The 25060-nt window shown below is 63.8% G+C and carries 21 protein-coding genes; 16 read left to right on the forward strand and 5 right to left on the reverse strand.

Annotated elements, in window-relative coordinates; translation table 11 throughout:
- Positions 1 to 42: 42 nt before the first annotated feature.
- Positions 43 to 2550, reverse strand: coding sequence for a penicillin-binding protein 1A (locus LMTR3_RS09950; RefSeq protein WP_065744894.1), 2508 nt, complete (start codon positions 2548 to 2550; stop codon positions 43 to 45).
- Positions 2551 to 2791: 241 nt separating this feature from the next.
- On the reverse strand, positions 2792 to 4120 hold the full coding sequence (locus LMTR3_RS09955; protein WP_065744895.1) for an N-acetylmuramoyl-L-alanine amidase: 1329 nt from the start codon (positions 4118 to 4120) through the stop codon (positions 2792 to 2794).
- Between the two features lie 724 nt (positions 4121 to 4844).
- On the opposite strand from LMTR3_RS09955, the gene LMTR3_RS09960 reads away from it, so the two are divergent.
- A complete protein-coding gene (locus tag LMTR3_RS09960) occupies positions 4845 to 7946 on the forward strand; it encodes an Rne/Rng family ribonuclease (protein WP_065745569.1) in 3102 nt (1033 codons plus the stop codon).
- 67 nt (positions 7947 to 8013) lie between these two features.
- Here LMTR3_RS09960 and LMTR3_RS09965 read toward each other — a convergent pair whose 3' ends face one another.
- Both LMTR3_RS09965 and LMTR3_RS09970 read right to left on the reverse strand, forming a co-directional pair.
- Complete coding sequence (locus LMTR3_RS09965; RefSeq protein WP_502686630.1) at positions 8014 to 8616, reverse strand: biotin transporter BioY; 603 nt, start codon at positions 8614 to 8616, stop codon at positions 8014 to 8016.
- A 67-nt stretch (positions 8617 to 8683) separates the two neighbouring features.
- The gene (locus tag LMTR3_RS09970) at positions 8684 to 9871 is read right to left on the reverse strand and encodes a pyridoxal phosphate-dependent aminotransferase (protein WP_065744896.1); all 1188 of its coding nucleotides are present in this window, start codon (positions 9869 to 9871) and stop codon (positions 8684 to 8686) included.
- 227 nt (positions 9872 to 10098) lie between these two features.
- Here LMTR3_RS09970 and LMTR3_RS09975 point away from each other — a divergent pair, with 227 nt between their 5' ends.
- The 9 genes from LMTR3_RS09975 (at position 10099) to LMTR3_RS10015 (ending at position 19356) form a co-directional block, all read left to right on the forward strand.
- Positions 10099 to 11502 carry a M48 family metalloprotease gene (locus tag LMTR3_RS09975; RefSeq protein WP_065744897.1) on the forward strand — a complete coding sequence of 468 codons (1404 nt, stop codon included), beginning with the start codon at positions 10099 to 10101 and terminating at the stop codon, positions 11500 to 11502.
- Positions 11503 to 11666: 164 nt separating this feature from the next.
- The gene (locus LMTR3_RS09980; RefSeq protein WP_065744898.1) at positions 11667 to 12434 is read left to right on the forward strand and encodes a DsbA family protein; all 768 of its coding nucleotides are present in this window, start codon (positions 11667 to 11669) and stop codon (positions 12432 to 12434) included.
- Between the two features lie 187 nt (positions 12435 to 12621).
- On the forward strand, positions 12622 to 13410 hold the full coding sequence (locus LMTR3_RS09985) for a DUF1236 domain-containing protein (RefSeq protein ID WP_065744899.1): 789 nt from the start codon (positions 12622 to 12624) through the stop codon (positions 13408 to 13410).
- Between the two features lie 255 nt (positions 13411 to 13665).
- Positions 13666 to 14145 carry a type II 3-dehydroquinate dehydratase gene (aroQ, locus tag LMTR3_RS09990; protein ID WP_065744900.1) on the forward strand — a complete coding sequence of 160 codons (480 nt, stop codon included), beginning with the start codon at positions 13666 to 13668 and terminating at the stop codon, positions 14143 to 14145.
- An 88-nt stretch (positions 14146 to 14233) separates the two neighbouring features.
- Positions 14234 to 14731: an acetyl-CoA carboxylase biotin carboxyl carrier protein gene (gene accB / locus LMTR3_RS09995; protein ID WP_065744901.1), complete on the forward strand. Its 498-nt coding sequence runs from the start codon at positions 14234 to 14236 to the stop codon at positions 14729 to 14731.
- 87 nt (positions 14732 to 14818) lie between these two features.
- Entirely contained in the window at positions 14819 to 16171 is a 1353-nt protein-coding gene (gene accC / locus LMTR3_RS10000; RefSeq protein WP_065744902.1) for an acetyl-CoA carboxylase biotin carboxylase subunit, read from the forward strand.
- A 127-nt stretch (positions 16172 to 16298) separates the two neighbouring features.
- Positions 16299 to 17831, forward strand: a complete 1533-nt coding sequence (locus tag LMTR3_RS10005) for a sensor histidine kinase (RefSeq protein ID WP_141686542.1) — start codon at positions 16299 to 16301, stop codon at positions 17829 to 17831.
- A complete protein-coding gene (locus tag LMTR3_RS10010) occupies positions 17828 to 18268 on the forward strand; it encodes a response regulator (RefSeq protein WP_065744903.1) in 441 nt (146 codons plus the stop codon). The genes LMTR3_RS10005 and LMTR3_RS10010 overlap by 4 nt, the downstream gene beginning before the upstream one ends.
- A complete protein-coding gene (locus LMTR3_RS10015; RefSeq protein WP_065744904.1) occupies positions 18265 to 19356 on the forward strand; it encodes a sensor histidine kinase in 1092 nt (363 codons plus the stop codon). The genes LMTR3_RS10010 and LMTR3_RS10015 overlap by 4 nt, the downstream gene beginning before the upstream one ends.
- 1 nt (position 19357) lies before the next feature.
- Here the strand turns inward: LMTR3_RS10015 and LMTR3_RS10020 are convergent, their stop codons facing one another.
- On the reverse strand, positions 19358 to 20146 hold the full coding sequence (locus tag LMTR3_RS10020; protein ID WP_065744905.1) for an IclR family transcriptional regulator: 789 nt from the start codon (positions 20144 to 20146) through the stop codon (positions 19358 to 19360).
- 171 nt (positions 20147 to 20317) lie between these two features.
- Here LMTR3_RS10020 and LMTR3_RS10025 point away from each other — a divergent pair, with 171 nt between their 5' ends.
- Genes LMTR3_RS10025 through LMTR3_RS10050 form a run of 6 tightly spaced genes read left to right on the forward strand, consistent with a single transcriptional unit; the run spans position 20318 to position 24954 of the window.
- Positions 20318 to 21295 (forward strand): Bug family tripartite tricarboxylate transporter substrate binding protein, encoded by a 978-nt coding sequence (locus LMTR3_RS10025; RefSeq protein ID WP_065744906.1) that lies wholly within the window; start codon positions 20318 to 20320, stop codon positions 21293 to 21295.
- Between the two features lie 11 nt (positions 21296 to 21306).
- On the forward strand, positions 21307 to 21924 hold the full coding sequence (locus tag LMTR3_RS10030; RefSeq protein WP_065745572.1) for a flavin reductase family protein: 618 nt from the start codon (positions 21307 to 21309) through the stop codon (positions 21922 to 21924).
- 46 nt (positions 21925 to 21970) lie between these two features.
- Positions 21971 to 22825 (forward strand): fumarylacetoacetate hydrolase family protein, encoded by an 855-nt coding sequence (locus tag LMTR3_RS10035; protein WP_065744907.1) that lies wholly within the window; start codon positions 21971 to 21973, stop codon positions 22823 to 22825.
- 3 nt (positions 22826 to 22828) lie between these two features.
- Positions 22829 to 23632 carry a 2-oxo-hept-4-ene-1,7-dioate hydratase gene (gene hpaH / locus LMTR3_RS10040; RefSeq protein ID WP_065744908.1) on the forward strand — a complete coding sequence of 268 codons (804 nt, stop codon included), beginning with the start codon at positions 22829 to 22831 and terminating at the stop codon, positions 23630 to 23632.
- Between the two features lie 29 nt (positions 23633 to 23661).
- A complete protein-coding gene (locus LMTR3_RS10045; protein WP_065744909.1) occupies positions 23662 to 24045 on the forward strand; it encodes a RidA family protein in 384 nt (127 codons plus the stop codon).
- A 24-nt stretch (positions 24046 to 24069) separates the two neighbouring features.
- Positions 24070 to 24954: an amidohydrolase family protein gene (locus LMTR3_RS10050; RefSeq protein WP_065744910.1), complete on the forward strand. Its 885-nt coding sequence runs from the start codon at positions 24070 to 24072 to the stop codon at positions 24952 to 24954.
- Positions 24955 to 25060: the final 106 nt, after the last annotated feature.

Raw genomic sequence — 25060 nt, forward strand, 5'->3', positions numbered from 1 at the left:
TGTCCAAGGATACATCTTGAGATTGCCGACGATTCGCCCGGATCAATAAAGTCCGCCGGTCCCGGGCCGCATGATGTTGCCCGCATTATCAGGCTGGTAGCCTTGCGGGTATCCCTGCGGCACCCGGCCGTCCATGTCGGCAACGCCGATAACCGAGTAATTGTCCGGCGGCGCGGTGCCCGGCTTGAACGCTTCGAGGATGGTGCGGCCGCCCTCGCCCGGACCGACGCGCATGCCGCTCTTGGCGTCGACCCGAACCAGCTTGATGCCCGCGGGCACCTTGAACGGGACCGCCGGCTTGTCGGCGAGCGCTAGCTTGAGGAAATCCTTGGCGATCGGCGCGGCGAGATGACCACCGGTCATGCCGCGGCCGAGATTGCGCGGCTTGTCGAAGCCGACATAGATGCCGACCACGAGGTCCGGCGAAAAGCCGATGAACCACGCGTCTTTTTCATCGTTGGTGGTGCCGGTCTTACCGGCAATGGGCTTGCCGACTTCCTTGACCACCGTCGCGGTACCGGCCTGCACCACATATTCCATCATCGAGGTGATCTGGTAGGCCGTCATAGGATCCAGCACCTGCTCGCGGCGATCCACCAGTTGCGGCTCGGCCTGGTTCTTCCAGCCGCTGGGCGCGTCGCAGCCGCGGCATTCGCGGGCGTCATGCTTGAAGATGGTGCGGCCGTAGCGGTCCTGGATACGGTCGATCAGGGTCGGCTTCACACGGCGGCCGCCATTGGCGAACATGGAATAGGCCGTGACCATGCGCATGACCGTGGTTTCACCCGCGCCGAGCGCATAGGACAGGTAATTCGGCAATTCGTCATAGACGCCGAAACGCCGCGAATATTCGCCGATCAAGGGCATGCCGATGTCCTGCGCGAGCCGCACCGTCACCGTATTCAGCGATTGCCGGAGCGCGTTGCGCAGCGTCGTCGGACCGCCGTATTTGCCGGACGAATAGTTCTCCGGACGCCACACTCCGGCGCCCTGCCCCTGGTCGATTTCAATGGGCGCGTCGACCACGACGGTCGACGGCGTATAGCCGTTGTCCATTGCCGCCGAGTAGACCAGCGGCTTGAACGACGAACCCGGCTGTCGATAGGCTTGCGTCGCGCGGTTGAACTGGCTCTGGTCGAACGAGAAGCCGCCCACCATCGCCAGCACGCGGCCGGTCCACGGATCCATGGCGACCAACGCGCCGGACACTTCCGGCAACTGGCGCAGCCGGTATTGGCCCTCGACCGGCTTGCCCTCCTTATCGAACAGCGGGTCGGCATAGATCACGTCGCCCGGCGACAGCACCTGCGCTACCGAACTCGGCGTCCTGCCCTTGCTAGGTCCCGAGGCCGCCTTGGCCCAGCGCACGCCATCGAGCGTAATGATGCCGGTCTGCCGCTGCTTGCTGACGGCGCCACCGAGTTCGCGGCCCGGTTGGAAACCGATCCGCGCCGACTGGTCGGATGTCTCCAGCACCACGGCCATACGCCAGGGCGAGATATCAGAGAGCGATTTGACGTCGGCGAGTTTCACGCCCCAGTCGCCGGAAATGTCGAGTTTGGAGGGCGCGCCGCGCCAGCCGCTGGCTTCGTCATATCTGACGAGACCGGCGACCATGGTCTTGCGCGCCATCACCTGCATCTTGGGATCGAGCGTGGCGCGAACCGAGAGGCCGCCTTCATAGAGTTTCTTTTCGCCGTAACGCTCGAAGATGTCGCGCCGGACTTCCTCGGCGAAATATTCGCCGGCGAAGATATGCGCGCCGTTGCCGCGGCTGGTGACGTTGAGCTGTTCCTTGCGGGACTTTTCGGCGTCGGCCTGTTTGATCCAGCCGTTTTCCACGAGGCGATCGATCACGTAATTGCGCCGCTCCACCGCGCGATCGCGGTTACGCACCGGGTGCAGCGCCGCGGGCGCCTTCGGCAGCGCCGCCAGATAGGAGGCTTCCGCGACGGTGAGCTCGTTCACCGATTTGTCGAAATAGACCAGCGACGCCGCCGCGATGCCGTAGGCGCCGAGACCGAGATAGATCTCATTGAGATAGAGCTCGAGGATACGGTCCTTGGAGTAGGCCCGCTCGATGCGCATCGCCAGCAAGGCTTCCTTGATCTTGCGGGTGAAGGAGACCTCGTTGGTCAGGAGGAAGTTTTTTGCGACCTGCTGGGTGATCGTCGACGCACCCTGCGGACGCTTGTTGGAGCCGAAATTCTGCGCATAGAGCACGGCCGCGCGCGCCATGCCAGTGAAGTCGATGCCGCCATGCTCGTAAAAATTCTTGTCCTCGGCCGCGAGGAACGCGTTGATGACGAGTTTTGGCACCGCCTGAATCGGCAGATAGAGCCGGCGCTCCTTGGAATATTCGCCGAGCAGCGCACCGTCAGACGCATGCACGCGCGTCATCACTGGCGGCTCGTAATCCTGAAGCTGCGAATAGTCGGGCAGGTCCTTGGAGAAATGCCAGATCGCGCCCGCGACGCCAGCCACGCCGACCAGGAACACCACGGTGCCGGCCGCAAACAGGAAACCCAAAAACCGGACCAGCAAGCGCATTATCGAAGTTCCGTTCCAACCCTGTGCGCCGTCATCTGCGGCGCCTATCCAGACACGGCAATCCCGCCGGACGGGTTGCCGCTACGCGGTCGAACAATAAAAAGGTCCGGCGGACAATATTGACCGATTCCAAAGACCAGCAGTCTGTTTTCTATACCGTTGCCGCTGTGGCCAAACTAGGGCTTGGTCCATCGGACGGCCCCCTTTTCAATCCACCCTTACGCCATGCGTACCGGGCTTTTCACTTGGCCGGTCCGGCAGTTGCCAGCCGTTTGGCCAGAAACGCATCAATTGCCTGCGCCATCGCGCCGACCGTCTTGTTCCGCCAGTTTTCCGACACCAGGAGCTCGAGGTCGCCCTTGTTCGAGACATAGCCGAGCTCGACCAGCACCGACGGCACGTCCGGGGCCTTCAGAACCCGGAAACCGGCCGATTTCAACGGATGCTTGTGCATCCGCACGGTATTCTTCATTTCACTCATCAGCGTCCGTGCAAACCGGTTTGAAAAGGTTTTGGTCTCCCGCTGTACCAAGTCGATCAGGATGTCGGCGACTTCGGTTGGCTCGTCGACGAGGCTTACCCCACCAATCGCGTCCGACTTGTTTTCGATATCGGCCAGCCGCTCGGCCTCGGAGTCGGTGGCCTTATCCGAAAGCGTGTAAATGGTGGCGCCATGGGCGTCGCCCTCGCCGCGCGGCAAAGCGTCGGCATGGATCGAGACCAACAGTGCCGCCGCCTCGTTGCGCGCGACCTTCACGCGGTCGCCAAGTGGTATGAAAGTGTCGTCCGTCCGGGTCATGACGACGCGATACTTGCCCGATTTCTCGATCCGGTCGCGCAGCGCCAGGCCGAAGGTCAGCACCAAGTTCTTTTCCATGATATCGCCGCCGCCGGCCTGGGTACCGTTGTCGACACCGCCATGACCGGGATCGATCACGACCACCGGACGCTTGTCGGGCGTTTGCGGCGGCTGGGCGATTGACGAATCCGGTTGGGCGGTGGCGTTGGCCTCGGCGATTGCGGGCCGCAGTTCGGGACGGCTTTCCGGCGGCAGTGACTGGACGAAGGCGGTGCGATCCATCTGTTCGAATTCGATCACCAGCCGCGGCGGTTGGCCGTTGGCCGCTTCCAGTATGTAGGATTTGGCGATCTTGGCCGGCCCCGTCAGGTCGAACACGATCCGTGATCCGCCCGGCATGACGAGACCATAACGGAACGCCTTGACCAGCCCCCGTCCTCCGGCGCCGATCCCGGCGGGAAGACTGAAGCTGATCTGGGGAAAATCGACGACCACGCGATAGGGGTCCGCCAGCGCGAAGGCGCGAAACTGCACCGGCTTGTCCAGATCGAGGATGAAACGGGTCTGCCTGGCATCGCCGGCCAGCCGGGCATCAGACGCGATCGGGAAATTCGATACGGCCGCCGGGCCGGGAACGGCGGCGACAGAAGCCGGTGGTTGAGAAGCTCCTCCCTGGGCCGCGCACGAGCCAATCATCTGGGTGCACAGCAATGCTGCGGTGCACAATAGCCCACATCCCAGCAAAACAAGGTGATTTGCGCGGCTCGCCAACGATTCGGTGCCTCCGGAGGAGCCTTCCCTTACCGCATTAGAACCGCAGGGTTAATCGAACCTTAACGTTTAACCACCGAAAAAACAGCATGTGTTGCCATGCAGCGACGCCGGGCGGCGGGTTCCCTTGAGCTTCCCTTGCACCCAGCCCCCGATCCACGTATGTACGAGGTGCTGACGGCTAATACTCCCGGTTGTGTCGCGTTCAGCCTCCCGGTGCAGCGCCGGAACCTCCGAAGCCCGGAGGAACCTGCGTCTTTCCCGATCCCTCCACAGCCAGCGCCGCGCGCGGCTGACACGGAGAGGCGGTTTCGAGCCCGAGCGGCGTCCGGTCCCAGGTCCTTTTTCCAGGGGCGGTTTAAGACACGGCAAAACTGATTATCCGGACCCTAACGGTCCGATATGCGATGGCCGGCGGGCGTCTAGGCGCCGAACCGGGCCTTCAGCGATAAATACGGCGGTATCCCTTTCCGCCAACATGTTCAGACGGGCCGACGCTTGATGCGCCAGACTGTGTTGCCGACCAAGATCCACGGAACGATCGCGCCGACGCGAGGCGGAAGCTTCGCGCGTCGCATCGCGCTGGTGGCCCCCCGTTCGGCGCGGCGCCAAGAAGTGCGTTTTGGCCTTCCCCTCACCCCCGAATCAGGTGGACCGTCGCGTCACCGGGCCGCGCAATTTGCGCGCGCCATGCACCGCGCCCGCCCCCGTCAAGAGTTCCAAAATGCCCAACAAGATGTTGATCGACGCCACCCACCCGGAAGAGACCCGGGTCGTTGTGGTTCGCGGCAACCGCGTCGAAGAATTTGATTTCGAGACCGCCCAACGCAAGCAGCTCCGCGGCAATATCTATCTCGCCAAGGTCACGCGCGTAGAACCGTCGCTGCAGGCGGCATTCATCGAATATGGCGGTAACCGCCATGGCTTCCTGGCGTTCAGCGAAATTCACCCGGATTACTACCAGATCCCGGTCGCCGACCGTCAGGCGCTGATCGAGGCCGACGAGCGCGCCCATCGCGAGGCCGAGGAAGAGAGCGAGAGCCGCTCCAGCCATCGCCGCCGCTCGCGCCACCGCAATGCGCGCCGCCGCGGCCATGGCGACCGCGTCCAGAGCGACGTGGTCGAGGGTAGCAGCGAGGATCCCTCGCAGGCCGCCCAGCCCTATGAGCGCCAGGAAAATTTTCAAGATCAAGATTTTCAAGAACATCTGCACGAGCCTGAGGCCGTGCAGGCCGGCGATGCGCCGGCACATGACGCCGAACATCACGCCGAAGCGGCTCCTCACGATCGTGATGCGCACGACCGTGAGGCGCATGGTGACGAGCGGGCGCCTGACGCCGACCGCCCCGCACACTATGAGCCCGAACAGGCTCGCGCCGCGAGCGAAGCTCCGGTCGCGGAGGTGCAATCCGATGCGCCTGCCCCTGCTTCGGTCGAAGCTGCCGAGGTGCAGGCCGAGGACGGCCATGACGACCGTCATGACGAGGAGCGCGCGCAGGAAAACGCCGCCCATGCCGACGACGTGCCGCACGTCGAGCATGTCGGTGATTATACTCCCCCTCCCGATGAACCCGCCGCGGCTCTGGAAGCCGACGACGGCCATGACGATGAGGACGATGGCGAGGACGCCGAAGAGGACGTCGTCGAATCCGTCGGCGGCGACGACGTGCTGGAGGAAGTTCCGGAGCGCCCGTTCCGGCCACGCCGCCAGTACAAGATTCAGGAAGTCATCAAGCGCCGCCAGGTGATGCTGGTTCAGGTCGTCAAGGAAGAGCGCGGCAACAAGGGCGCGGCGTTGACGACCTACCTCTCGCTGGCCGGCCGCTATGCCGTCCTGATGCCCAACACCGCCCGCGGCGGCGGCATCAGCCGCAAGATCACCTCTGCCCAGGACCGTTCGCGGCTGAAGGAAGTGGTGCAGGACCTCGACGTGCCCGAGGGCATGGGGATCATCCTGCGCACCGCCGGCGCCTCGCGGACCAAGCCCGAGATCAAGCGCGACTTCGAATATCTGATCCGGATGTGGGAGACCGTGCGCGACATGACGCTGAAGTCGCAGGCCCCTACCCTCGTCTACGAGGAAGGCTCGCTGATCAAGCGCTCCCTGCGCGACCTCTACAACAAGGAAATCGACGAGATCCAGGTCGCCGGCGAGTCCGGATACCAGGAAGCGCGCGACTTCATGAAGATGCTGATGCCCTCGAACGTGCGGGCGGTGAAGCAGTATCGCGATGGCCAGCCGCTGTTCTCACGGATGGGTGTCGAGAGCCAATTGGACGCGATGTTCTCGCCGACCGTGCAGCTACGCTCCGGCGGCTACATCGTCATCAACCAGACCGAGGCGCTGGTTTCGATCGACGTCAACTCCGGCCGCTCGACCCGCGAACATCACATCGAGGACACCGCGCTCAAGACCAATCTCGAGGCGGCCGAGGAAGTCGCCCGGCAGTTGCGTCTGCGCGATCTCGCCGGCCTGATCGTCATCGACTTCATCGACATGGACGAGAAGCGCAACAACCGCGCGGTCGAGCGCAAGCTCTCCGACTGCCTGCGGCAGGATCGCGCGCGCATCCAGGTCGGACGCATCTCGCATTTCGGTCTTCTGGAAATGTCGCGCCAGCGCATCCGTGCCAGCGTGCTGGAAAGCTCGACCGAGCCCTGCCCGCAATGCGGCGGCAGCGGCCATGTGCGCTCGGTCTCCTCGGTCGCGCTGCAATTGCTGCGCGGCATCGAGGAAATCCTGATGAAGGGCGCGACCCACAATCTGGTGGTGCGCACCCGCACCGACGTGGCACTCTATGTGCTCAACCACAAGCGCGGCCACCTGCGCGATCTCGAAAACGCCTTCAAGGTCACGCTCGCCGTCGTAGCCGACGCCACCGTGAGCGGCCAGCAATCATACGTCATCGACCGCGGCGAGCAGGTCCACACGCTGGAAGCCGCCAAGGCGTTGCTGGCAGCGCAGGCTGCCGCCTTCCCGCCGCAGGTCGAGGAAGCCTATGATGACGACGAGGCGTTCGACATCGAGACCGAATCCGAGATCGAAACCGAGGAGACCGAGGGGCTGACCGACGATGGCGCCGAGGCAGCGGTGGCCGAAGGCGAAGGAGACGGTCACCGCCGCAAGCGGCGCCGGCGCCGGCGCGGCCGTGGCGAGCCGCGTGAAGGTGGTGCCCCGCGCGAGGACGGTGACGCGATGCGCGTCGCAAGCGAGACCATCGAAGGCGCGATCGCCGAGGATGGCGAAGCCGACGAGGACGAAGGCGACGAACAGGCCGGCACGGTCCGTGGCGATCAACTTGCCAGTGGCGAGCGGCGCCCGCGCCGCCGCGGCCGTCGCGGCGGACGCCGCCGGCGCGGTACCGGACTGGAAGACGGTCTTGCCGGGTCGATCGCAGACGAACTCGGGCCGCCCCCAGCTCCGGAGGCGACCAGCGCGGTTGCCGATTTCGACGGCGGCGCGTCCGAGTCCGCGCCGTCACTGGTGCAGGACGACGCTCAGCCCGAACCGGTCTCACCGCCGGCGGAGATGCAGCCTGCTGCCGATGCCCAGCCTGAGCCGGTTGCGAGTGCGCCGGCACCAACCGCTGAGGAAACCGGGCAAGAGGCCGAGCGCGCCGCGGCGCGGCGGCGCTCGACCGTGCGCGAGAAAGTCAGCTTCTTAACCAGCGCTCCGACTGAGCCGGCGCCCGCCGTCAGCCAGAACGCGCCAGAGTCGATCGCGCATCCCGCGCCCGCTCCAGCCGAACCTGCGCCCGCCTCATCGGGCGAAGCCGCGCCACGCAAGGCAGGCTGGTGGTCACGGCGCTTCGGCAGCGGCGAGTAAGGAATCGAACAAAAAAGAAAAACCGCCCGGCGAAAACCGGGCGGTTTTTGTTGTCTGACGCGATGGCTTAACCGCGCGGATCGAAAATCCGCCGGATCGCCGGCACGAGAGCAGCGCCGAGCGCGTTCTTGATCAGCGATGCCGCGATGAATGGCACAATGCCGACCAGCCACGCCTTTTCGACGCCGAGCTTCATGCCGAACGCAAGCCAACCAAATCCGGCGGCAAGAATGAGAACGTGTCCGAACGCCATCGCCACGAACAGCCGGAGCACGGATCGATCCCAGCCGCGTTCGCTCAACCATCCCGTCACCAAGGCTGCTGCCACGAATCCGAAGAGATATCCGGCTGTCGGACCGACGAGCGGCGCGAGGCCGCCGACCGGGCCTGCGAATACCGGAAATCCGATCGCCCCCTCCGCGAGATAGGCCATGAGTGTAACGCTGCCGAGCCGCCAGCCATAGGCTGCGCCGATCACCAGCACGACCAGCGTTTGCAGCGTCATCGGCACATAGGGCAACGGCAGATTGACCTTCGCCGACAAGGTCAGCAGCGCCGTTCCCAGCGCGACCAGGATCACGCTGCGCAACAGGCCCGACGATCCATCGGCACGATGCGGCCACAACAGCGCGGCGAGCGGGAAATGCGACGGCGCGACGGTTTCAGTCATGGTTCTGGACACGGATAGCTCCTGGTTGGTTATAGGTGCGGATGAGGTGTGTGACAGGCCGGAGGTATTATCGCAGCCAACGCGCGATGCGCGTCACCGCTTCGCGCATCTCGTCGGCCGAGCGCGCATAAGAGAAGCGAATGAAGCTGCGGCCGTGGATCGGATCGAAATCGACGCCCGGCGTCGCCGCCACATGCGCCTTCTCCAGCATACGGCCGGCAAACTCAAAACTGTCGGACGTGAAATCCGAAACATCGGCGTAGAGATAGAACGCGCCATCGGCCGGCAGGAACTTGGTGAGACCGGCCTTCGGCAATCCCTCGATCAGGATGCGACGGTTCTCCTGATAGCCGCGCTTGATCGCCTCCATCTCCTCGCGGCCTTCGAATGCCGCTTCGGCCGCGATCTGCGACAGCGTCGGCACCGAGATCGACAGGTTCTGCTGCAACCGCTCGATCGGGCGCACCAGAGACTCCGGCACCACCATCCAGCCGACCCGCCAGCCGGTCATGCAGAAATATTTCGAGAACGAGTTGATCACGAGCGCATGCGGCGAAAGCTCCGCCGCCGTCACCGCCGGAAACGCATAATCTAGCCCATGATAGATCTCGTCGGAAATGAAGCGGATGCCCGCACCTTCTGCCGCGTTGATCAGGCCGGTGAGCGCTTCGCGCGACATCATCGTTCCCGTCGGATTGGCGGGGCTGCCGACCAGCACGCCCTTCAGCGGCGCCTTGCGGTGCGCCGCTAGCAACGCCTCTCCCGTCAGCGCATGGCGCGTCGCGCTCGAGGTCTCGATCAGCACCGGCTCGCAACCGAGCGCGGTCAGAATATGCCGGTAGGGCGGATAACCCGGCACCGTGACCGCCACGCGATCCCCCGGTTCGAACATCGACAGGAACGCCAGAATGAATCCACCGGACGAGCCGGTCGTGATCACGATGCGGTCGGTATCGACCGCGCAGCCGTAAATGTCGCGGTAATGCCTGGCAATCCGCGCACGCAGCGTGGGCATGCCGAGTGCCGAGGTGTAGTCGATCCGCGCCTCATCAAGCGCAGCGTGCGCGGCCGCGATCGCGGTTCTGGGTGCGGACGCTGCCGGTTGGCCCACTTCCATGTGAATGACATGGCCGCCGGCCGCCTCGATGCGGGCCGCGGCCGCCATCACGTCCATCACCATGAAGGGCGGAACGTCGCTCCGCGCCGAGGGGGTCAGCAGCGCTGTCGCGCGGTCTCTAAGTGTCGATTCCAGCATCGATCTCTGCTATTGCACGGGCGCCGTCCGAATTCGGGTTCCCGAGCCGGTAAGCGCCCCAGACTGGCCGTATTCGGTGGCTTGTTATAGCGTTTTCAAGCGAAGTGATACCGGTTCGGTGAAGAAACGCGTTGAAACAACAACCTGGGACCCGTTTCTGATCTAATCGGAAACCGAACCGGCGTCCGGGCAAATCCGGATGCACCGCCAATCGCCAAAGACTGTTCATGCTGCTCCGCATCGCCCCACGAAAGAAATCACTGAAGTTGACCACGTTGACGACTGCGGTCGCCCTTGCCGTCGCGCCGATGGCTGCGCTGGCGCAGGCGAACAGGGGCCCACCGGTGCTCCGCGATACCGAGACGGAACAATTGCTGCGCGAATATACGCGCCCGATCCTGCGCGCCGCCGGTCTGGAAAAACAAAATATCCAGATGGTGATCATCAACCAAGGCGTCTTCAACGCCTTCGTTGCCGACGGCCGACGCATCTTCGTGAACTACGGCGCGATCATGCAGTCGGAGACACCGAATCAGATCATCGGCGTGATGGCGCACGAAACCGGCCATCTTGCCGGCGGCCATCTCGCCAAGATGCGCCAGGAGATGGCGCGGGCCCAGACGCAGATGATCATCGCCATGCTGCTTGGCGCCGGCGCGATGGTCGCGGGTGCGCAAGGCGGCAGCAACAGCGGGTTGGCCAACGCCGGCGCGGCGATGTTTTCCGCGCCGGGAGAAATGATCCGCCGCAACCTGCTCTCCTATGTACGTCAGCAAGAGGAGAACGCCGACAAGGCCGGCGTCAAGTTTCTGACCGCCACAGGCCAGTCCGCCAGGGGCATGCACGAGACCTTCAAACGCTTCACCGACGAGAGCCTGTTCGCCGCGCGCGGCACAGACCCTTACGTTCAGTCGCATCCGATGCCGGCCCAGCGCGTCGCCGCGCTGGAAGAACTGGCACGGTCGAGCCCCTATTGGGACAAAAAGGACGACCCTGCCCTGCAGCTACGCCACGACATGGTGCGCGCCAAGATCTCGGCCTTCATGGAGCGGCAGGATACTGTGTACCGGCGCTATCCATTGTCCAACAACAGCCTGCCTGCGCGCTACGCCCATGCGATCGCGACCTACCGGCACGGCGACCTGCGCAGCGCGCTCGCGCAGATCGACGCGCTGATTCAGCAGCAGCCCAACAATCCCTATTTCCACGAGGTGCGCGGCCAGGCGCTGCTGGAGGGCGGCAAGCCGCAGGAGGCGATCGCGCCGCTTCGCAAGGCCGTAGCGCTTTCCAACAACTCGCCCCTCATCGAGATGCTGCTTGGGCAGGCCCTCGTGGCAACCGGCAACAACGCCTACACCGACGAGGCGATTGCCATCCTGCGCGCGGCGGTAGCGCGCGAGAGCGAGGCGCCGATCGGCTATATGCAGCTTGCGATGGCCTATGGCCGAAAAGGAGATTATGCGCAGGCCGATCTGGCGTCGGCCCAGGCCGCCTATTTGCGCGGCGACAGCAAGACGGCGCGCGATCTGGCCTCTCGGGCAAAAACACGCTTCGCGGTCGGGACGCCGGGATGGGTCAAGGCTGACGACATCGTGAACACCAAGCCGCTGCCCGGCGAGAAGGGCAACTAGAATTAAGCCGTATTCGGCTATAATCGGACTTGGTCACCAAAGACTCGATCATCAAGGACTTGGTATCAAGGACTTCGCTATCAAGGATTTGGCCCGATCCAAGATATTCTCGGAGCCGGCCTTCAGCAGAATTGCCCGGGAACTCGCCGCACAAGGATTAACCGATGCCCTCGTTCCGTCTTCTCATCCCCGCACTGTTCGCTTTGGCGCTCTGCGGTGCGCCGCTGTCCGCCTCCGCACAGAGTTTTACCGACACCCAGCGCGGCGACATCGAGGCCATCGTCCGCAATTACCTGATCGCGCATCCCGAGGTGCTCGAAGAGGCGATGACCGAACTCAGCAAGCGTCAGGCCGCAGCCGAAGCCGCCAAGCACGAAGCCGGCGTCGCCAAGAATGCGGACGCGATCTTCAACTCGCCGCGCAACGTTACGGTCGGCAACGAGGACGGCGACGTCACCTTCGTCGAGTTCTTCGATTACAATTGCGGCTATTGCAAGCGCGCGATGCTGGACATGATGGAGCTGATGAAGAGCGACCCGAAGCTCAAGGTCGTGCTCAAGGAGTTTCCGGTGTTGAGCGCGGGCTCGGTCGAAGCCGCTCAGGTCGGCGTCGCCGTGCGCATGCAGGATCCGACCGGCAAGAAATATCTCGACTTCCATCAGAAGCTGCTCACCGGCCGCGGCGCCGCCGACAAGGCACGCGCGATGGCCGTTGCCAAGGAAGTCGGCCTCGACATGGCGAAGCTCGAGAAGGATCTGAACAGCGCGGAAGTGCGCGGCACGCTCGAGGAAAACTTCAAGCTCGCCGAGGCCATGGGCATGAACGGCACGCCGAGCTACGTGATCGGCAAGCAGGTCGTGATCGGCGCGGTCGGCGTCGAAGCCCTACGCGAAAAGATCAGCAACGCCCGCTGCGGCAAGGCGACCTGCTGAGGCGACGCTTCGCGCATGAAGTGAAAGGCCGGCTCGACAGCCGGCCTTTTTCGTTGCGGCACTATGTGGCGCAGCGGTTCATCCCGCGTTCACAAAACAAAGACGGCGGAACCGGCAACTATCAGGAACACCAGGCAATTCCTTTCGTTGTTGGCGCGGGCAATGCAGATACGTGAGGAGACATTAGATGAGTAATCGCTTTCTGATGACGGTCGCCGCGGCGGCCCTGATCGCCGGAACCGGCTTTGCGAATGCGCAAGGCACCGGCACGGGACGCGGCGACGCAGGGTCGGCCGGTTCTGCGGCGCAGCAGGGCGCGCCTTCTGAGAGGGGCGGTGCCATGCAGCGCGAACCCGGCGGCACTACCGGCCAGGGACAGTCCGAGCAGAAGTCGATGGGCGGTGAAAAGGCCCAGCGCAGCGAAGACCGCATGAAGGGCGACAAAGGCATGAAGGCCGAGGGCAAAGAGGACCGCGGCAGCATGAAGGGCGACAAGGGCCAGACGACCGGCCAAGGGATGCAGCGTGAGCAGGGCACGACCCAGCGTGACCGTGACCAGACCACGACCCAGGGCCGTGAGGGCCGTGACCAAATGCAGCGTGACCAGAAAATGCAGCGTGACCAGAAGGTCCAAGGTCAGCAGGACCGCGACCGCACGCAGACCCAGACGCAGGGCGGAGCCGCAGGCCAAACGACCACGACAGGTCAGGCCGGCGCGGGCGCCAAGCTCTCGACCGAGCAGCGCACCCAGATCACCAGCGTGATCAAGGAGACACGCGTTCAGCCGGTGACGAACGTGAACTTCTCGGTTTCGGTCGGCACGCGCATACCGCGCGACGTGACCTTCCACACGCTGCCGGAGCGCGTGGTGACGATCTATCCGGAATGGCGCAGGTATAAGTACATCCTCGTCAAGGAGCAGATCGTGATCGTCGATCCGAACACCTACGAGATCGTGGCGATTCTGGACGCCTAAAAGCGGCCTTTCGCAGAGATCAGGGCGGGCAGTAATGCCCGCCCTTTTCGCTGATCAAGGGCATGACCAGGCCGCAGCAGGCCCGGCAATCGATTCACTCCATTGGTTAATGAATAAATTCAGCGGGTTATATCCGCCTTTTTATGAACAGGGTAAGGCCCTTGAAAGGCTCCCGGAGCGGCCTAAAGGCTTCCCCTTGGCCGCGTTGTTACCTATAACCCCGCGACCTGCCCGCCCCTTTTTGCTGGAATCCGGATGGCCCAAGGAAGCGCCCAAGCCTCTGCTGCGACGATTTATGTGCTCAACGGCCCGAACCTCAACATGTTGGGGACGCGCGAGCCCGAAACCTACGGCCATGCGACGCTCGCCGACGTCGAAAAACTTTGCGTCGATACGGCAGCACAGTTCGGCCTGAAGGCCGATTGCCGCCAGTCCAACCGCGAGGGCGAGTTGATCGACTTCATCCATGAGGCGCATGCGAAGAAGGCGGCCGGCATCATCATCAACGCCGGCGGTTATTCGCACACCTCGATCGCGTTGCACGATGCGCTGGTCGCGGTCAAAATCCCGACGGTGGAAGTGCACATCAGCAACATCCACGCCCGCGAGAGCTTCCGTCACCACTCCTTCACGGCCATGGCCGCCTTTGCATCGCTCTGTGGCTTCGGCGTCGACGGCTACCGGCTCGCAATATCAGGCCTGGCCGCCAAACTCGGCGCCAGGGCCAAAGACTGACTTCAAAAAAACTGACCTCAAAAATCTGACGTCGAACGACACCTGACGCTTAAGCCGTCACCCACATCGAGAATTCCGGATCAAGAGCATGGCCCGCCAGCCCGACAACAAGTCAGCGGACAAATCAGCCGCAAATCTAAAGAGCGACGACAGCGCGCTCATTCGCGAACTCGCGCTGCTGCTGGACGAGACCAGCCTGACCGAGATCGAGATCGAGCGCGCCGGGCTGCGCGTGCGTGTCGCTCGCAACATCAGCGTGTCGGCGGCGATGCCGGCAGGCTTCCAGCCGGCGCCGGCTGCGGCGGCAGCCATCGTTGCGGGGAGCGCGGCGGCTGCCGACCTGGCCAAGCATCCGGGCGTGGTCCCCTCGCCGATGGTCGGCACCGCCTATTGGGCCCCCGAGCCCGGCGCCAAGCCGTTCATCGAGGTCGGCACCAAGGTTTCGGCCGGCCAGACTCTCCTGATCATCGAAGCGATGAAGACGATGAACCAGATCCCGTCGCCGCGCGCCGGCACGGTGACGCAAATTCTCGTCGAGGACGGCCAGCCGGTCGAATTCGGCGAGCCATTGGTCATTATTGAGTAGATGGCGAATGGCGCGTGGCGAATAGCGATTGGTCTTCAGCGCTGACCATTCGCCATTCGCCACTCGCTACTCGCCGGCGGGAGCCGCATGTTCGACAAGATCCTCATAGCCAATCGCGGCGAAATTGCCCTGCGCGTGCTGCGCGCTTGCAAGGAGCTCGGCATCTCCACCGTCGCCGTGCATTCCACCGCCGACGCCGACGCGATGCACGTGCGGCTCGCCGACGAGAGCGTCTGCATCGGGCCGCCGCCTTCCAAGGATTCCTATCTCAACGTCCCGGCGCTGCTCGCGGCCTGTGAGATAACGGGCGCGGATGCCGTGCATCCCGGCTACGGCTTTCTTTCCGAGAACGCCCGCTTCGCCGAAATCCTCGCCGAGCACAATCTGCATTTCATCGGCCCGAAGGCCGAACACATCCGCCTGATGGGCGACAAGATCGAGGCCAAGAAGACCGCAAAGCGGCTCGGCATTCCGGTGGTGCCGGGCTCCGACGGCGCGGTCTCTTCCGATGACGATGCAATGGCGATCGGCAAGGCGATCGGTTTTCCGGTGCTGGTGAAAGCTGCCGCCGGCGGCGGCGGACGCGGCATGAAGGTGGCGCGCACCGCCGACGACCTGATGCTGGCGCTGTCCACGGCCTCCAACGAGGCGAAATCCGCATTCGGCGACGCCTCGGTCTATCTCGAAAAATACCTGCAGAAGCCGCGCCACATCGAGATCCAAATTCTCGGTGACGGCCGCGGCGGTGCGATCCATCTCGGCGAGCGCGATTGCTCGCTGCAGCGCCGTCACCAGAAGGTCTGGGAAGAAGGCCCCTCGCCGGTTCTCGCCGCCGCCGCCCGCGCCAAGATCGGCGAGACCTGCGCCAAGGCGATGCGGGACATGAAATATCTCGGCGTCGGCACCATCGAATTCCTCTATGAGGATGGCGAGTTCTATTTCATCGAGATGAACACCCGCATCCAGGTCGAGCATCCCGTCACCGAGAGCATCACCGACATCGACCTCGTGCTGGAGCAAATCCGTATCGCCGCCGGCGGCGACCTGCCCGCGAAGCAGGAAGAGATCGCTATCATCGGGCATGCCATCGAATGTCGCGTCAATGCGGAAAACCCGCAGACCTTCCGCCCCTCGCCCGGCAAGATCACGCAATTCCATCCGCCCGGGGGGCTCGGCGTGCGGATCGATTCCGCAGTTTATCAGGGCTACGTCATTCCGCCCTACTATGATTCACTCGTCGGCAAGCTGATCGTGCACGGCAAGACTCGCGCCGAATGCCTGATGCGGCTGCGCCGGGCACTCGACGAAATGGTGGTTGACGGCATCGAAACCACGCTGCCGCTGTTCCGGGCACTGGTCCGGGAGGCCGATATTATCAACGGCGACTACCACATTCACTGGCTCGAGCAGTACCTCGCCGGCCAACCCGCGGACGGCTAGACCTCTGGGCACGAAAATCGCCTGAAATTTTCGACGGTCGATGGAACCGATGGGTTCCGTCGCGCGTTGGAATGTATAGGGGGTTGCGAGGGGCGCGTATTCCGCTTGTCCATGACGCGAGATCACCGTGATCGCTGATGTCCAGCGCAAGCGCGCCATGGGCCACATCCTGCTGCTTGCGGCCGGGCTACTGGTGTTGACCGCCATCAGCGCGGGTTCGGTCCATCTCGTGAACAAGGCGCGCGAGGACGCGCGCGCGGTGCAGCGCACCGTCGAGGTCGAGAACCAGATATCGCTCGTCCAACTGCAACTGCGGCGTGCCGAAAGCGCGCAGCGCGGCTACCTCGCGACATTGCGCCCCGACTTTCGGACCGACTTCGAGCAAGCCATGTCCGAACTGGCGCCGGCGCTGACGCGGTTGGGCCGGCTTGTCAGCGACAATCCGGTTCAACGGGGGCTCATGAACGAAATTATGCCGCTCTACGACCAGCGCATCGAAGAATTCCGTACGACGATGGAGCTGGCCCGGTCCCAGCGCCTGAACGATGCCTCCAAGATCGTGCGCGAGGGCATCGGGCGCGACACCATGAAACACATTGACGATCTCGCCGTGCGGATGCGGACCGAGGAGGACCGTCTGTTTGTCGAGCGCACGACCAACGCCGATCGCAGCCAGACGCTGGCGGCCTCGATCACGGGCATCGGCTCGGGTTTCGTGGTCGTATTGGCCGGCATCGCGATCTTCCTCGTCCGCCGTTCGTCGCGCGCACGCGACCAGGCCGACGCCAGGCTGCGCGACAGCCACCTCAACCTCGAGGCCACCATAGACGAGCGCACGGCGGACCTGCGCGAAGCCAATGACGAGATCCAGCGCTTCGCCTACATCGTAAGCCACGATCTGCGCTCGCCGCTGGTGAACATCATGGGCTTTACGAGCGAGCTGGAGGAATTGCGCGGCGACATCTTCAAACGGATCGCAGCGCTTTCCCGCGTGCAATCCGAAGCGACGCTCGCCCCGGAAAATGCCACCGATACCGCCGAGCCCGTACTCGAAGGTCCCGACCAGAAGCTCTCGGAGGATTTCTCCGAGGCACTCAGCTTCATCAAATCGTCGATCGGCAAGATGGATCGGCTGATATCGGCGATCCTCAATCTCACCCGCGAGGGGCGGCGCGAGTTCGAGCCGGTCTGGATCGATACCAAGGAGCTGATCGAGGGAATTGCGGCGACCGTGGCGCACCAGGCCGCCGAGGCCCAGGCCGAGATCCGGATCGACGCATTGCCGAATATCGTCAGCGATCGCCTTGCGCTGGAGCAGATATTCTCCAATCTGATCGATAATGCGCTCAAATATCTCAGGACCGGCGTGCCCGGCGAAATCACGGTTCGCGGCCGCACCAAGCTCGGCTTTGCGGTATTCGAGATATCAGACAACGGCCGCGGCATCGATCCCAAGGACCATCAGCGCATTTTCGATTTGTTCCGCCGCGCGGGAACCCAGGACAAGCCGGGACAAGGCATCGGGCTTGCTCATGTCCGCGCATTGGTGCGCCGCTTGGGAGGAACCATGTCGGTCGCATCGGAACTTCACCAGGGCAGCACGTTCACGATCACACTGCCCATTAATTGGCCAGCAGGTAACCGGAACATACGGATATGAGTAATCCAGTCACCATCATCATGATCGAGGACGACGAGGGCCATGCTCGCCTGATCGAACGGAACATACGCCGATCCGGCGTAAACAATGAGATAATACCGTTCACCAGCGGTACAGCAGCGCTGAACTACCTGTTCGGCAAGGACGGGACGGGCCTCGACCACAAGGGCGGCGCGCTCCTGATCCTGCTCGATCTCAACTTGCCCGATACGTCCGGTATCGACATTCTGAAGCGGGTGAAGGAAAACCAGTATCTCAAGACCACGCCGGTCGTGGTGCTGACCACGACCGACGACTCCTACGAGATCAAGCGCTGCTACGAACTCGGTTGCAACGTCTACATTACCAAGCCGGTGAACTACGAAAGCTTCGCCAACGCCATTCGCCAACTCGGTCTGTTCTTCTCCGTCATTCAGGTCCCTCCGGCCGCCATATGAAACCCGCGACGCCGACGCTGCTCTATATCGACGACGACGCCGGCCTCGCCCGGCTGGTCGACCGCGGCCTGACGCGGGCAGGCTTCAAGGTCGTGCACGCGGCGGGCGGCGAAGAAGGACTGGCGCGGCTGGCGCAAGGCGGTATCGACGTGATTGCGCTCGACCAGTACATGCCGGGTCTCGACGGCCTCGAAACGCTCGAACGCATCATGGCGATACCGGACGCCCCGCCGGTGGTGTTTGTCACGGCCGCGCAGGATTCGGCGATCGCTGTCACGGCGCTGAAGGCCGGCGCCGCCGACTATCTCGTCAAGGATACGCGGGGCGATTTCATTCCGCTGCTTCAGGTCGCCATCGACGGCGCACTCAGGCAGGCCGAGCTTCAACGGGCCCGCGACGAGGCCGAAGCCGAGGTTCACGCCTCGCGCGACCGCTATGCGGCGCTCGCCGCCGAACGTGAAGTGCTGCTGCGCGAAGTCAACCACCGCGTCGGCAACTCCCTGCAGATCATTGCCTCGCTGCTGCACTTGCAGGCCAATTCGGCGACCCAGGACGACGTCAAGGCGGCACTCACCAATGCGATGGGCCGCGTCGCGGCGGTCGCCCAGGTCCACCGCCGTCTCTACACCTCGCACGATCTCAAGAGCGTGCTCTTGAACCAGTATCTCGAAGCTCTGCTGGAAGATCTCCGCCGTTCGGCCGAGGGCAACAGGATGTCGCGGCTGACGCTCAGGGCCGAACCGATCGAGATCGACCCGGACCGCGCGGTGGCGATCGGCATCATTGTCAACGAACTGGTGATGAACGCCGTCAAATACGCCTATCCCGACGGCGCCGGTCCCATTCACGTCGAGCTCAAGTCCGAGGGCGAAGACCTCGTGGTCTCGATCGCGGACGACGGCGTCGGCCTCAACGCCAAGTCGGACCCGCGCTCCACCGGCATGGGACAACGCATCGTGAGCGCAATGGCCGCCAAACTGGATGCCAGTGCCGAGCGCGATCCCAACCACCACGGCACCAGGATCGTACTGCGCTTCCGCCGCGTCGCGGCAGCGGCGCCGAAATCGACCAACGCCGCGGCTAGTTAGGCTAGTCCCTCGCCGTCGCCGCTTCGATCGCCCGCGCAGCCGAGACAAGAACGTCCGCCACCTCGATCGCGCGGCGTGGGCCCAATCTGTTGCGCATGGCGGAGAGCGTAATCGCGGCGGCGGGCTGGCCGTCAGGAGTCCGGATCCAGGCCGAAAGCGACTTCGTTCCCTGCACGAGGCCGACATCGCGCAGATTGTAGCCTCGGCGCCGCGCGAGTTGGATCTGCCCGAGCACGGTGGCCGTATCGGTCCGGTAAGCGCCAAACCGCGTTTCGTTGGCGAGCACGATCTTGCGCGCCTCGGCTGACGGCATGGCGGCCAGGATCGCCACGCCAGCGCTGCTGACGCCCAAGGGACGCCGGACGCCGACCTCGATCGACAACACCTGGATCGGATAGCTACCGATACGGCGCGCCACACACAGCGTATCGAGGCCGGTGCGCACCGTGAGAAACAAGGTATCGCCGAGTTGCGCCGACGCTGCCGCCAGATGCGGCTCGGCTGCAACCATCAGGGGCGAACGCGATGGACGCGCCAGCGCCAGTTCGGGCACCTGGCGGCCGACGACATAATTTCCCGTCCGCTCGCTGCGTTCGACAATCCCCTCCTCGATCAGCACATGCACGATGCGATGGACCGTCGGGCGAGCGAGCGAGGTCGCCTGCACGACTTCAGCCAGCGGTACGCCTCGTTCCCCACCAACCGCAAGCGTCCGCAGCACCGCCAACGCGCGGCGGATCGCCTGCCCACCCTGCCGCGGCCCTCGTGTCTTTAACCGACCATTCGTCATACGCCCTGTCCGCTGTCCACAATGTGGACAAAAACACCACAATTTGGTCGACAGCGGAAGGGCTGCGCGCAAGATCGCTGGCGCGGAACAATACACGCGCACGCCGCTCGGGACGGGGCTCGCGCAAAGCAAGAATGTAGCGGCAGATGTGCCGCTTTTCGGGAGAATGCGATGAAATTTTTCGCGATCGCAGGCGTCGCTCTGTCGACACTATTCACAGCAGCGTTGAACACACCGGCAGACGCCCAGCAATGGCCGGCGCGTCAGGTTAAGCTGATCGTCCCTTACCCGGCAGGCGGCAATGTCGATAGCGCTGCGCGCGTCATCGCCGACAGGCTGCAGGCGAAGCTGGGCCAGCCGTTCATCGTGGAAAACAAGGCTGGCGCCGGCGGACTGATCGCCGGCGAGGCGTTCGCGAAAATGCCGCCCGACGGCTACGCCTTGTTCGTCGGCGCCAATGGTCCCGTGCTGTTCGCACCCGAGATCGCCAAGCGCGAGGCCTACAACTGGAAGCGGGACTTCGTTCCCATTACTTCGATCACGATGACGCCGCTGGTGCTCGAAGTGCATCCGTCGGTGCAGGCCAAGGACCTGAAGGAATTCATCGAGCTCGCGCGTCGCGATCCGGGCAAGCTGACGATGGCCTCGCCCGGCCAGGGCACCACCAACCATCTGCTCAGCGAACTCATGCAGTCGACGTTGGGTCTGCAATGGCTGACGGTGCATTACCGCGGCAACGCGCCCGCTCTCAACGACCTGATCGGCGGACAGGTGCAGTTTGCCCTGGACCAGATCTCGGTCGGGTTGCCTTCGATCAAGAGCGGCATGCTGCGCGCGCTCGCCGTCACCGGCAGCCGCCGCGCCTCCTGGCTGCCAGATGTCCCGACCTTCACCGAACTCGGCCACAAGGAATTTGACGGCCAGACCTTTACCGGCCTGTTCGCGCCTGCACGCACGCCGCCCGAGATCGTGACCAAGCTCCACGATACCCTCGCGGAGATCCTGAAAGATCCCGCCGTCGTCGAGAAGTTCAACGCGCTCGGCGCCGAGGCCGTATCGATGACGTCGGCAGAGTTCACGAGCTACCTCGAACGCGAGGACGCCAAGTGGATTCCCGTCGTCCGCAAGGCGAATATCAAGGCTGATTGAAGCGCATCCCGATGCGGATCGATCCTGCATATCTCGACGCTGAGACGGCCTACCGGCTGATCACCGGCGTCGTGGTGCCCCGCCCGATCGCCTGGGTGACCAGCCTGTCGGGCGGCGGTGTGCTCAACCTCGCCCCATTCTCTGCCTTTACGTTCGTCTCGCCGAAGCCGCCGATGCTGGCCATCAGCGTCGGCCGCAAGGGTGGAATCTACAAGGACACCGCGCAGAACATCCTCAACAACGAGGAGTATGTCGTTCACATCGCGGACTCCAGCCTGATGACGGCGGTGCACGAGAGCTCCACCGAACATCCGCCTGACGTCAGCGAGGTCGAGGAGTTGCGGCTTTCGACGCTGCCTGGAGAGCGGATCAAGGTGCCTCGTCTTGCGGCCGCACCGATTGCGATGGAATGCCGCTTCCGGCAGTGCCTCGAATTCGGCGAGACCCGCAGCCGGCTCATCGTCGGCGAAGTGCTGGTCTTCCACATCAGGGATGGCCTTTTGAACAACGGCAAGATCGAAACCGAAGCGCTCGACCCGATCGCCCGCATCGCCGGCCCGCGTTACGCCAAGCTCGGCGAGATCGTCACCTTAAAATCCGTGTTCCAGACGTCGAAAACTGAATCCTGAAGCGTGCCGCGCCATCGCGCGCCGCGCTGATCCGGAGACCGATCTCATGCATCTTCTGAGCTATCTTGCAAACGGCAAGCCGCGCTTCGGCGCGAGCATCCCGGGCGGGGTCGTCGACCTGACCGAGCGGACGAAGTTCGCCGACCTGCGGGCGCTGATCGCCGGCGACGGGCTGGACATCGCGCGCCAGGCGATTGCCGGGCAGAAGCCGGACCATGCGCTCGATGATCTCGTGCTGCTGCCGCCGATACCGGCTCCAGAAAAACTCTGGTGCATCGGCGTGAACTACAGGGATCGCAACGCCGAGTACAAGGACAACTCGGACCTGCCGAAATATCCAAGCCTGTTCGTACGCAATTCCTCCTCCGTCGTCGGCTCCGGCCAGTCGATCGAGAAGCCGAAGATCTCCGAACAGCTCGACTATGAAGGCGAGCTGGTAATCGTTATCGGCAAGGAAGGCCGGCACATTCCCCGCGAGCGTGCATGGGAGCACATCTTCGGCATGACACTGTGCAACGAGGGCAGCGTTCGCGACTGGCTGCACCACGGCAAGTTCAACGTCACGCAAGGAAAGAATTTCGATCGTTCGGGCAGCATCGGCCCGTGGATCGTCACGGCGGACGAGTGCGATCCGCGCGGCCCGCATGACATCATCACCCGCGTCAACGGCGAGGTGCGGCAGAGCGATTCCACCGAGCGGCTGATGTTCCCGTTCGATTACCTGATCGCCTACCTCTCCACCTTTGCCACCTTAAAACCCGGCGACATGATCGCGACCGGCACCCCGACGGGGGCCGGCGCCCGCTTCACGCCGCCGCGCTGGCTCAAAGTCGGGGACGTTGTCGAAGTGGAGTCCGGAAAGATCGGCATCCTTCGCAACACCGTGGCGGCGGAGCAATAGAAGATGCTCGATCAACAAACTATCGAGCGGCTGGCGCAGCGCCTCGATGACGCCGAACGCAACAAGTCGCTGATCCCGGCATTCACGCGCGAATATCCTGATCTCACGATCGAGGACGCCTACGCCATTCAGCGCGCCTGGACCAGGTTGCAGCTCTCCCGCGGCCGCATCGTCAGGGGCCACAAGATCGGCCTGACATCGAAAGCGATGCAGAACGCCGTCGGCATTTCCGAGCCGGACTACGGCGTGCTGTTCGCCGACATGTTCTACCCCGACGCGTCGCCGATCCCGTTCGACCGCTTCCGTGCACCCCGTATCGAGGTCGAACTGGCCTTCGTGCTGAAGACGCCGCTGAAGGGCCCGGATTGCACACTGTTCGACGTGCTCAACGCCACCGATTACGTAACCCCGGCGCTCGAAATCCTGGAAACCCGGATGCATCGCGTCGATCCCGAGACGAAGGCGCCGCGCAAGGTGATGGATACGATCTCCGACAATGCCGCGAATGCCGCACTGGTCATCGGTGGCCGGCCCATTCGTCCGCTCGACGCCGACCTGCGCTGGATCGGCGCGCTGTTGTTTCGCAACGGCCAGATCGAGGAGACCGGCATCGCCGCCGGCGTGCTCAATCACCCTGCCAACGGCGTGGCCTGGCTTGCCGATCGGCTGGCCGCCCAAGGCGAGTATCTCGAGGCCGGCGAAGTGGTGCTGGCGGGATCGTTTACACGCCCGGTCGAGATCATCAGAGGCGATACATTCCATGCCGATTACGGCCGGTTCGGATCGGTGTCCTGCCAGTTCGTCTAAACAAGAAGCATCCCGGAGGGAGAGCAGCGATGACAAGGCGCAAGAGCATTCATATCGGCGAATTCAAGCACGCCAATCCGATTCCGAACGCCTGCCGCATCGGCAATCTCCTGATGTCCGGCGTCATTCTCGGCCGTGATCCCGCGACCGGCGCAATGCCCGAGCGCATCGAGGACCAGTGCGCCAATATGTTCGCGCATATGAAGACAATCGTCGAAGCCGGCGGCGGCACGACCGACGATATCATCAAGATGACGGTGTGGCTGCAGGATCGAAAGCAGCGCGCGCCGGTCAATACCGAATGGCTGAAGATGTTTCCCGACGAGCATTCCCGCCCTGCCCGCCATGCGCTGCAGATGGACATGGAGAATGGCGCGCTCGTGCAATGCGATTTCACCGCCGTGATCGGCTGACCGCGATCAGACAAGGAACCCGAGATGCCGACCTATCTTCCGTTCGATCCGAACCCGCGCCGTCCCTCGAAACTGCCGCCGCCGAAGAGCGTCGACAGCCAGTTTCACGTGTTGGGGCCGCTGGAAAAATATCCGGTGCGGCCGGGTGCCGCCTACCAGATGCCGACTGCGACCTGGGAGGCAGCGCTTCGCGTCCACAAGGCGCTCGGCATCGAGCGCGGCATCATCGTGCAGACCACGACCTATGGCGCCGATCATTCGGTAGTGCTCGACGGCCTCGCCGCGATGGGACCGAACTATCGCGGCTGCGCCAACGCGCTGGTGTTTGCCGAAGCCGATGACGCCTATCTCGCCAAGCTGCACGATGCCGGTGTCCGCGGCGCCCGCTTCAGCTTCCGGCAGGAACTCGGCGCGGTGCTCTCGGACAAGGATTTTGCCCGCGCCATCGCGAAGATTCGCGAACTCGGCTGGTACGCAAAAATCCAGCCGGAGAAAGACGGCATCGTCTCCAGCGTCGCGAAGTACGAAAACCTCGACGTCCCCGTGCTGATCGATCACATGGCGCGCCCGGACCCGACGCGCGGCAAGGAGGACCCGAACCTGCAGAAGATGCTGGAGCTCCTGTCCAAGGGCAATTTCTGGGTGATGCTGTCGCTCGGCGAAAAGACCTCGAAGAAGGGCCCGCCCTGGGACGACGTCATCCCGATCGCGCGCGCCTATATCGAGGCGGCGCCGGACCGTTGCGTCTGGGCCAGCGATTGGCCGCACCCGGTTTCGGTGGTGCAGCCGCCTAACGATGCCGACCTGCTCGAGCTGCTCTACCGCTATGTGGCCGATGAAGCGGAGCTGAAGAAGATCCTGGTCACCAACCCGGCCAAACTGTTCGGCTACGAGGATCAGGCCGTATAGCGCCCATCGCCTGATGACTCTTAGTTAGATGCTTCACCTCTCCCGCTCGCGGGGGAGGTCGGCGCGGAGCTCCGGGTGGGGGCTCTCTCCACTCAGGCAGTGTCGC

The organism is Bradyrhizobium sp. LMTR 3, from assembly GCF_001693485.1.
Classification (GTDB): domain Bacteria; phylum Pseudomonadota; class Alphaproteobacteria; order Rhizobiales; family Xanthobacteraceae; genus Bradyrhizobium.

Excerpts from the sequence above, each read along its gene's own strand:
- LMTR3_RS09960 (WP_065745569.1), top strand. The coding sequence starts at position 4,845 with ATGCCCAACAAGATGTTGATCGACGCCACCCACCCGGAAGAGACCCGG.
- LMTR3_RS10010 (WP_065744903.1), top strand. The coding sequence starts at position 17,828 with ATGAGTAATCCAGTCACCATCATCATGATCGAGGACGACGAGGGCCAT.
- accC (WP_065744902.1), top strand. The coding sequence starts at position 14,819 with ATGTTCGACAAGATCCTCATAGCCAATCGCGGCGAAATTGCCCTGCGC.
- aroQ (WP_065744900.1), top strand. The coding sequence starts at position 13,666 with ATGGCCCAAGGAAGCGCCCAAGCCTCTGCTGCGACGATTTATGTGCTC.
- LMTR3_RS09980 (WP_065744898.1), top strand. The coding sequence starts at position 11,667 with ATGCCCTCGTTCCGTCTTCTCATCCCCGCACTGTTCGCTTTGGCGCTC.
- LMTR3_RS10050 (WP_065744910.1), top strand. The coding sequence starts at position 24,070 with ATGCCGACCTATCTTCCGTTCGATCCGAACCCGCGCCGTCCCTCGAAA.
- accB (WP_065744901.1), top strand. The coding sequence starts at position 14,234 with ATGGCCCGCCAGCCCGACAACAAGTCAGCGGACAAATCAGCCGCAAAT.
- LMTR3_RS09985 (WP_065744899.1), top strand. The coding sequence starts at position 12,622 with ATGAGTAATCGCTTTCTGATGACGGTCGCCGCGGCGGCCCTGATCGCC.
- LMTR3_RS09950 (WP_065744894.1), bottom strand. The coding sequence starts at position 2,550 with ATGCGCTTGCTGGTCCGGTTTTTGGGTTTCCTGTTTGCGGCCGGCACC.
- LMTR3_RS09970 (WP_065744896.1), bottom strand. The coding sequence starts at position 9,871 with ATGCTGGAATCGACACTTAGAGACCGCGCGACAGCGCTGCTGACCCCC.
- LMTR3_RS10030 (WP_065745572.1), top strand. The coding sequence starts at position 21,307 with ATGCGGATCGATCCTGCATATCTCGACGCTGAGACGGCCTACCGGCTG.
- LMTR3_RS10035 (WP_065744907.1), top strand. The coding sequence starts at position 21,971 with ATGCATCTTCTGAGCTATCTTGCAAACGGCAAGCCGCGCTTCGGCGCG.
- LMTR3_RS09965 (WP_502686630.1), bottom strand. The coding sequence starts at position 8,616 with ATGACTGAAACCGTCGCGCCGTCGCATTTCCCGCTCGCCGCGCTGTTG.
- LMTR3_RS09975 (WP_065744897.1), top strand. The coding sequence starts at position 10,099 with ATGCTGCTCCGCATCGCCCCACGAAAGAAATCACTGAAGTTGACCACG.
- hpaH (WP_065744908.1), top strand. The coding sequence starts at position 22,829 with ATGCTCGATCAACAAACTATCGAGCGGCTGGCGCAGCGCCTCGATGAC.
- LMTR3_RS10045 (WP_065744909.1), top strand. The coding sequence starts at position 23,662 with ATGACAAGGCGCAAGAGCATTCATATCGGCGAATTCAAGCACGCCAAT.
- LMTR3_RS10020 (WP_065744905.1), bottom strand. The coding sequence starts at position 20,146 with ATGACGAATGGTCGGTTAAAGACACGAGGGCCGCGGCAGGGTGGGCAG.
- LMTR3_RS10015 (WP_065744904.1), top strand. The coding sequence starts at position 18,265 with ATGAAACCCGCGACGCCGACGCTGCTCTATATCGACGACGACGCCGGC.
- LMTR3_RS10025 (WP_065744906.1), top strand. The coding sequence starts at position 20,318 with ATGAAATTTTTCGCGATCGCAGGCGTCGCTCTGTCGACACTATTCACA.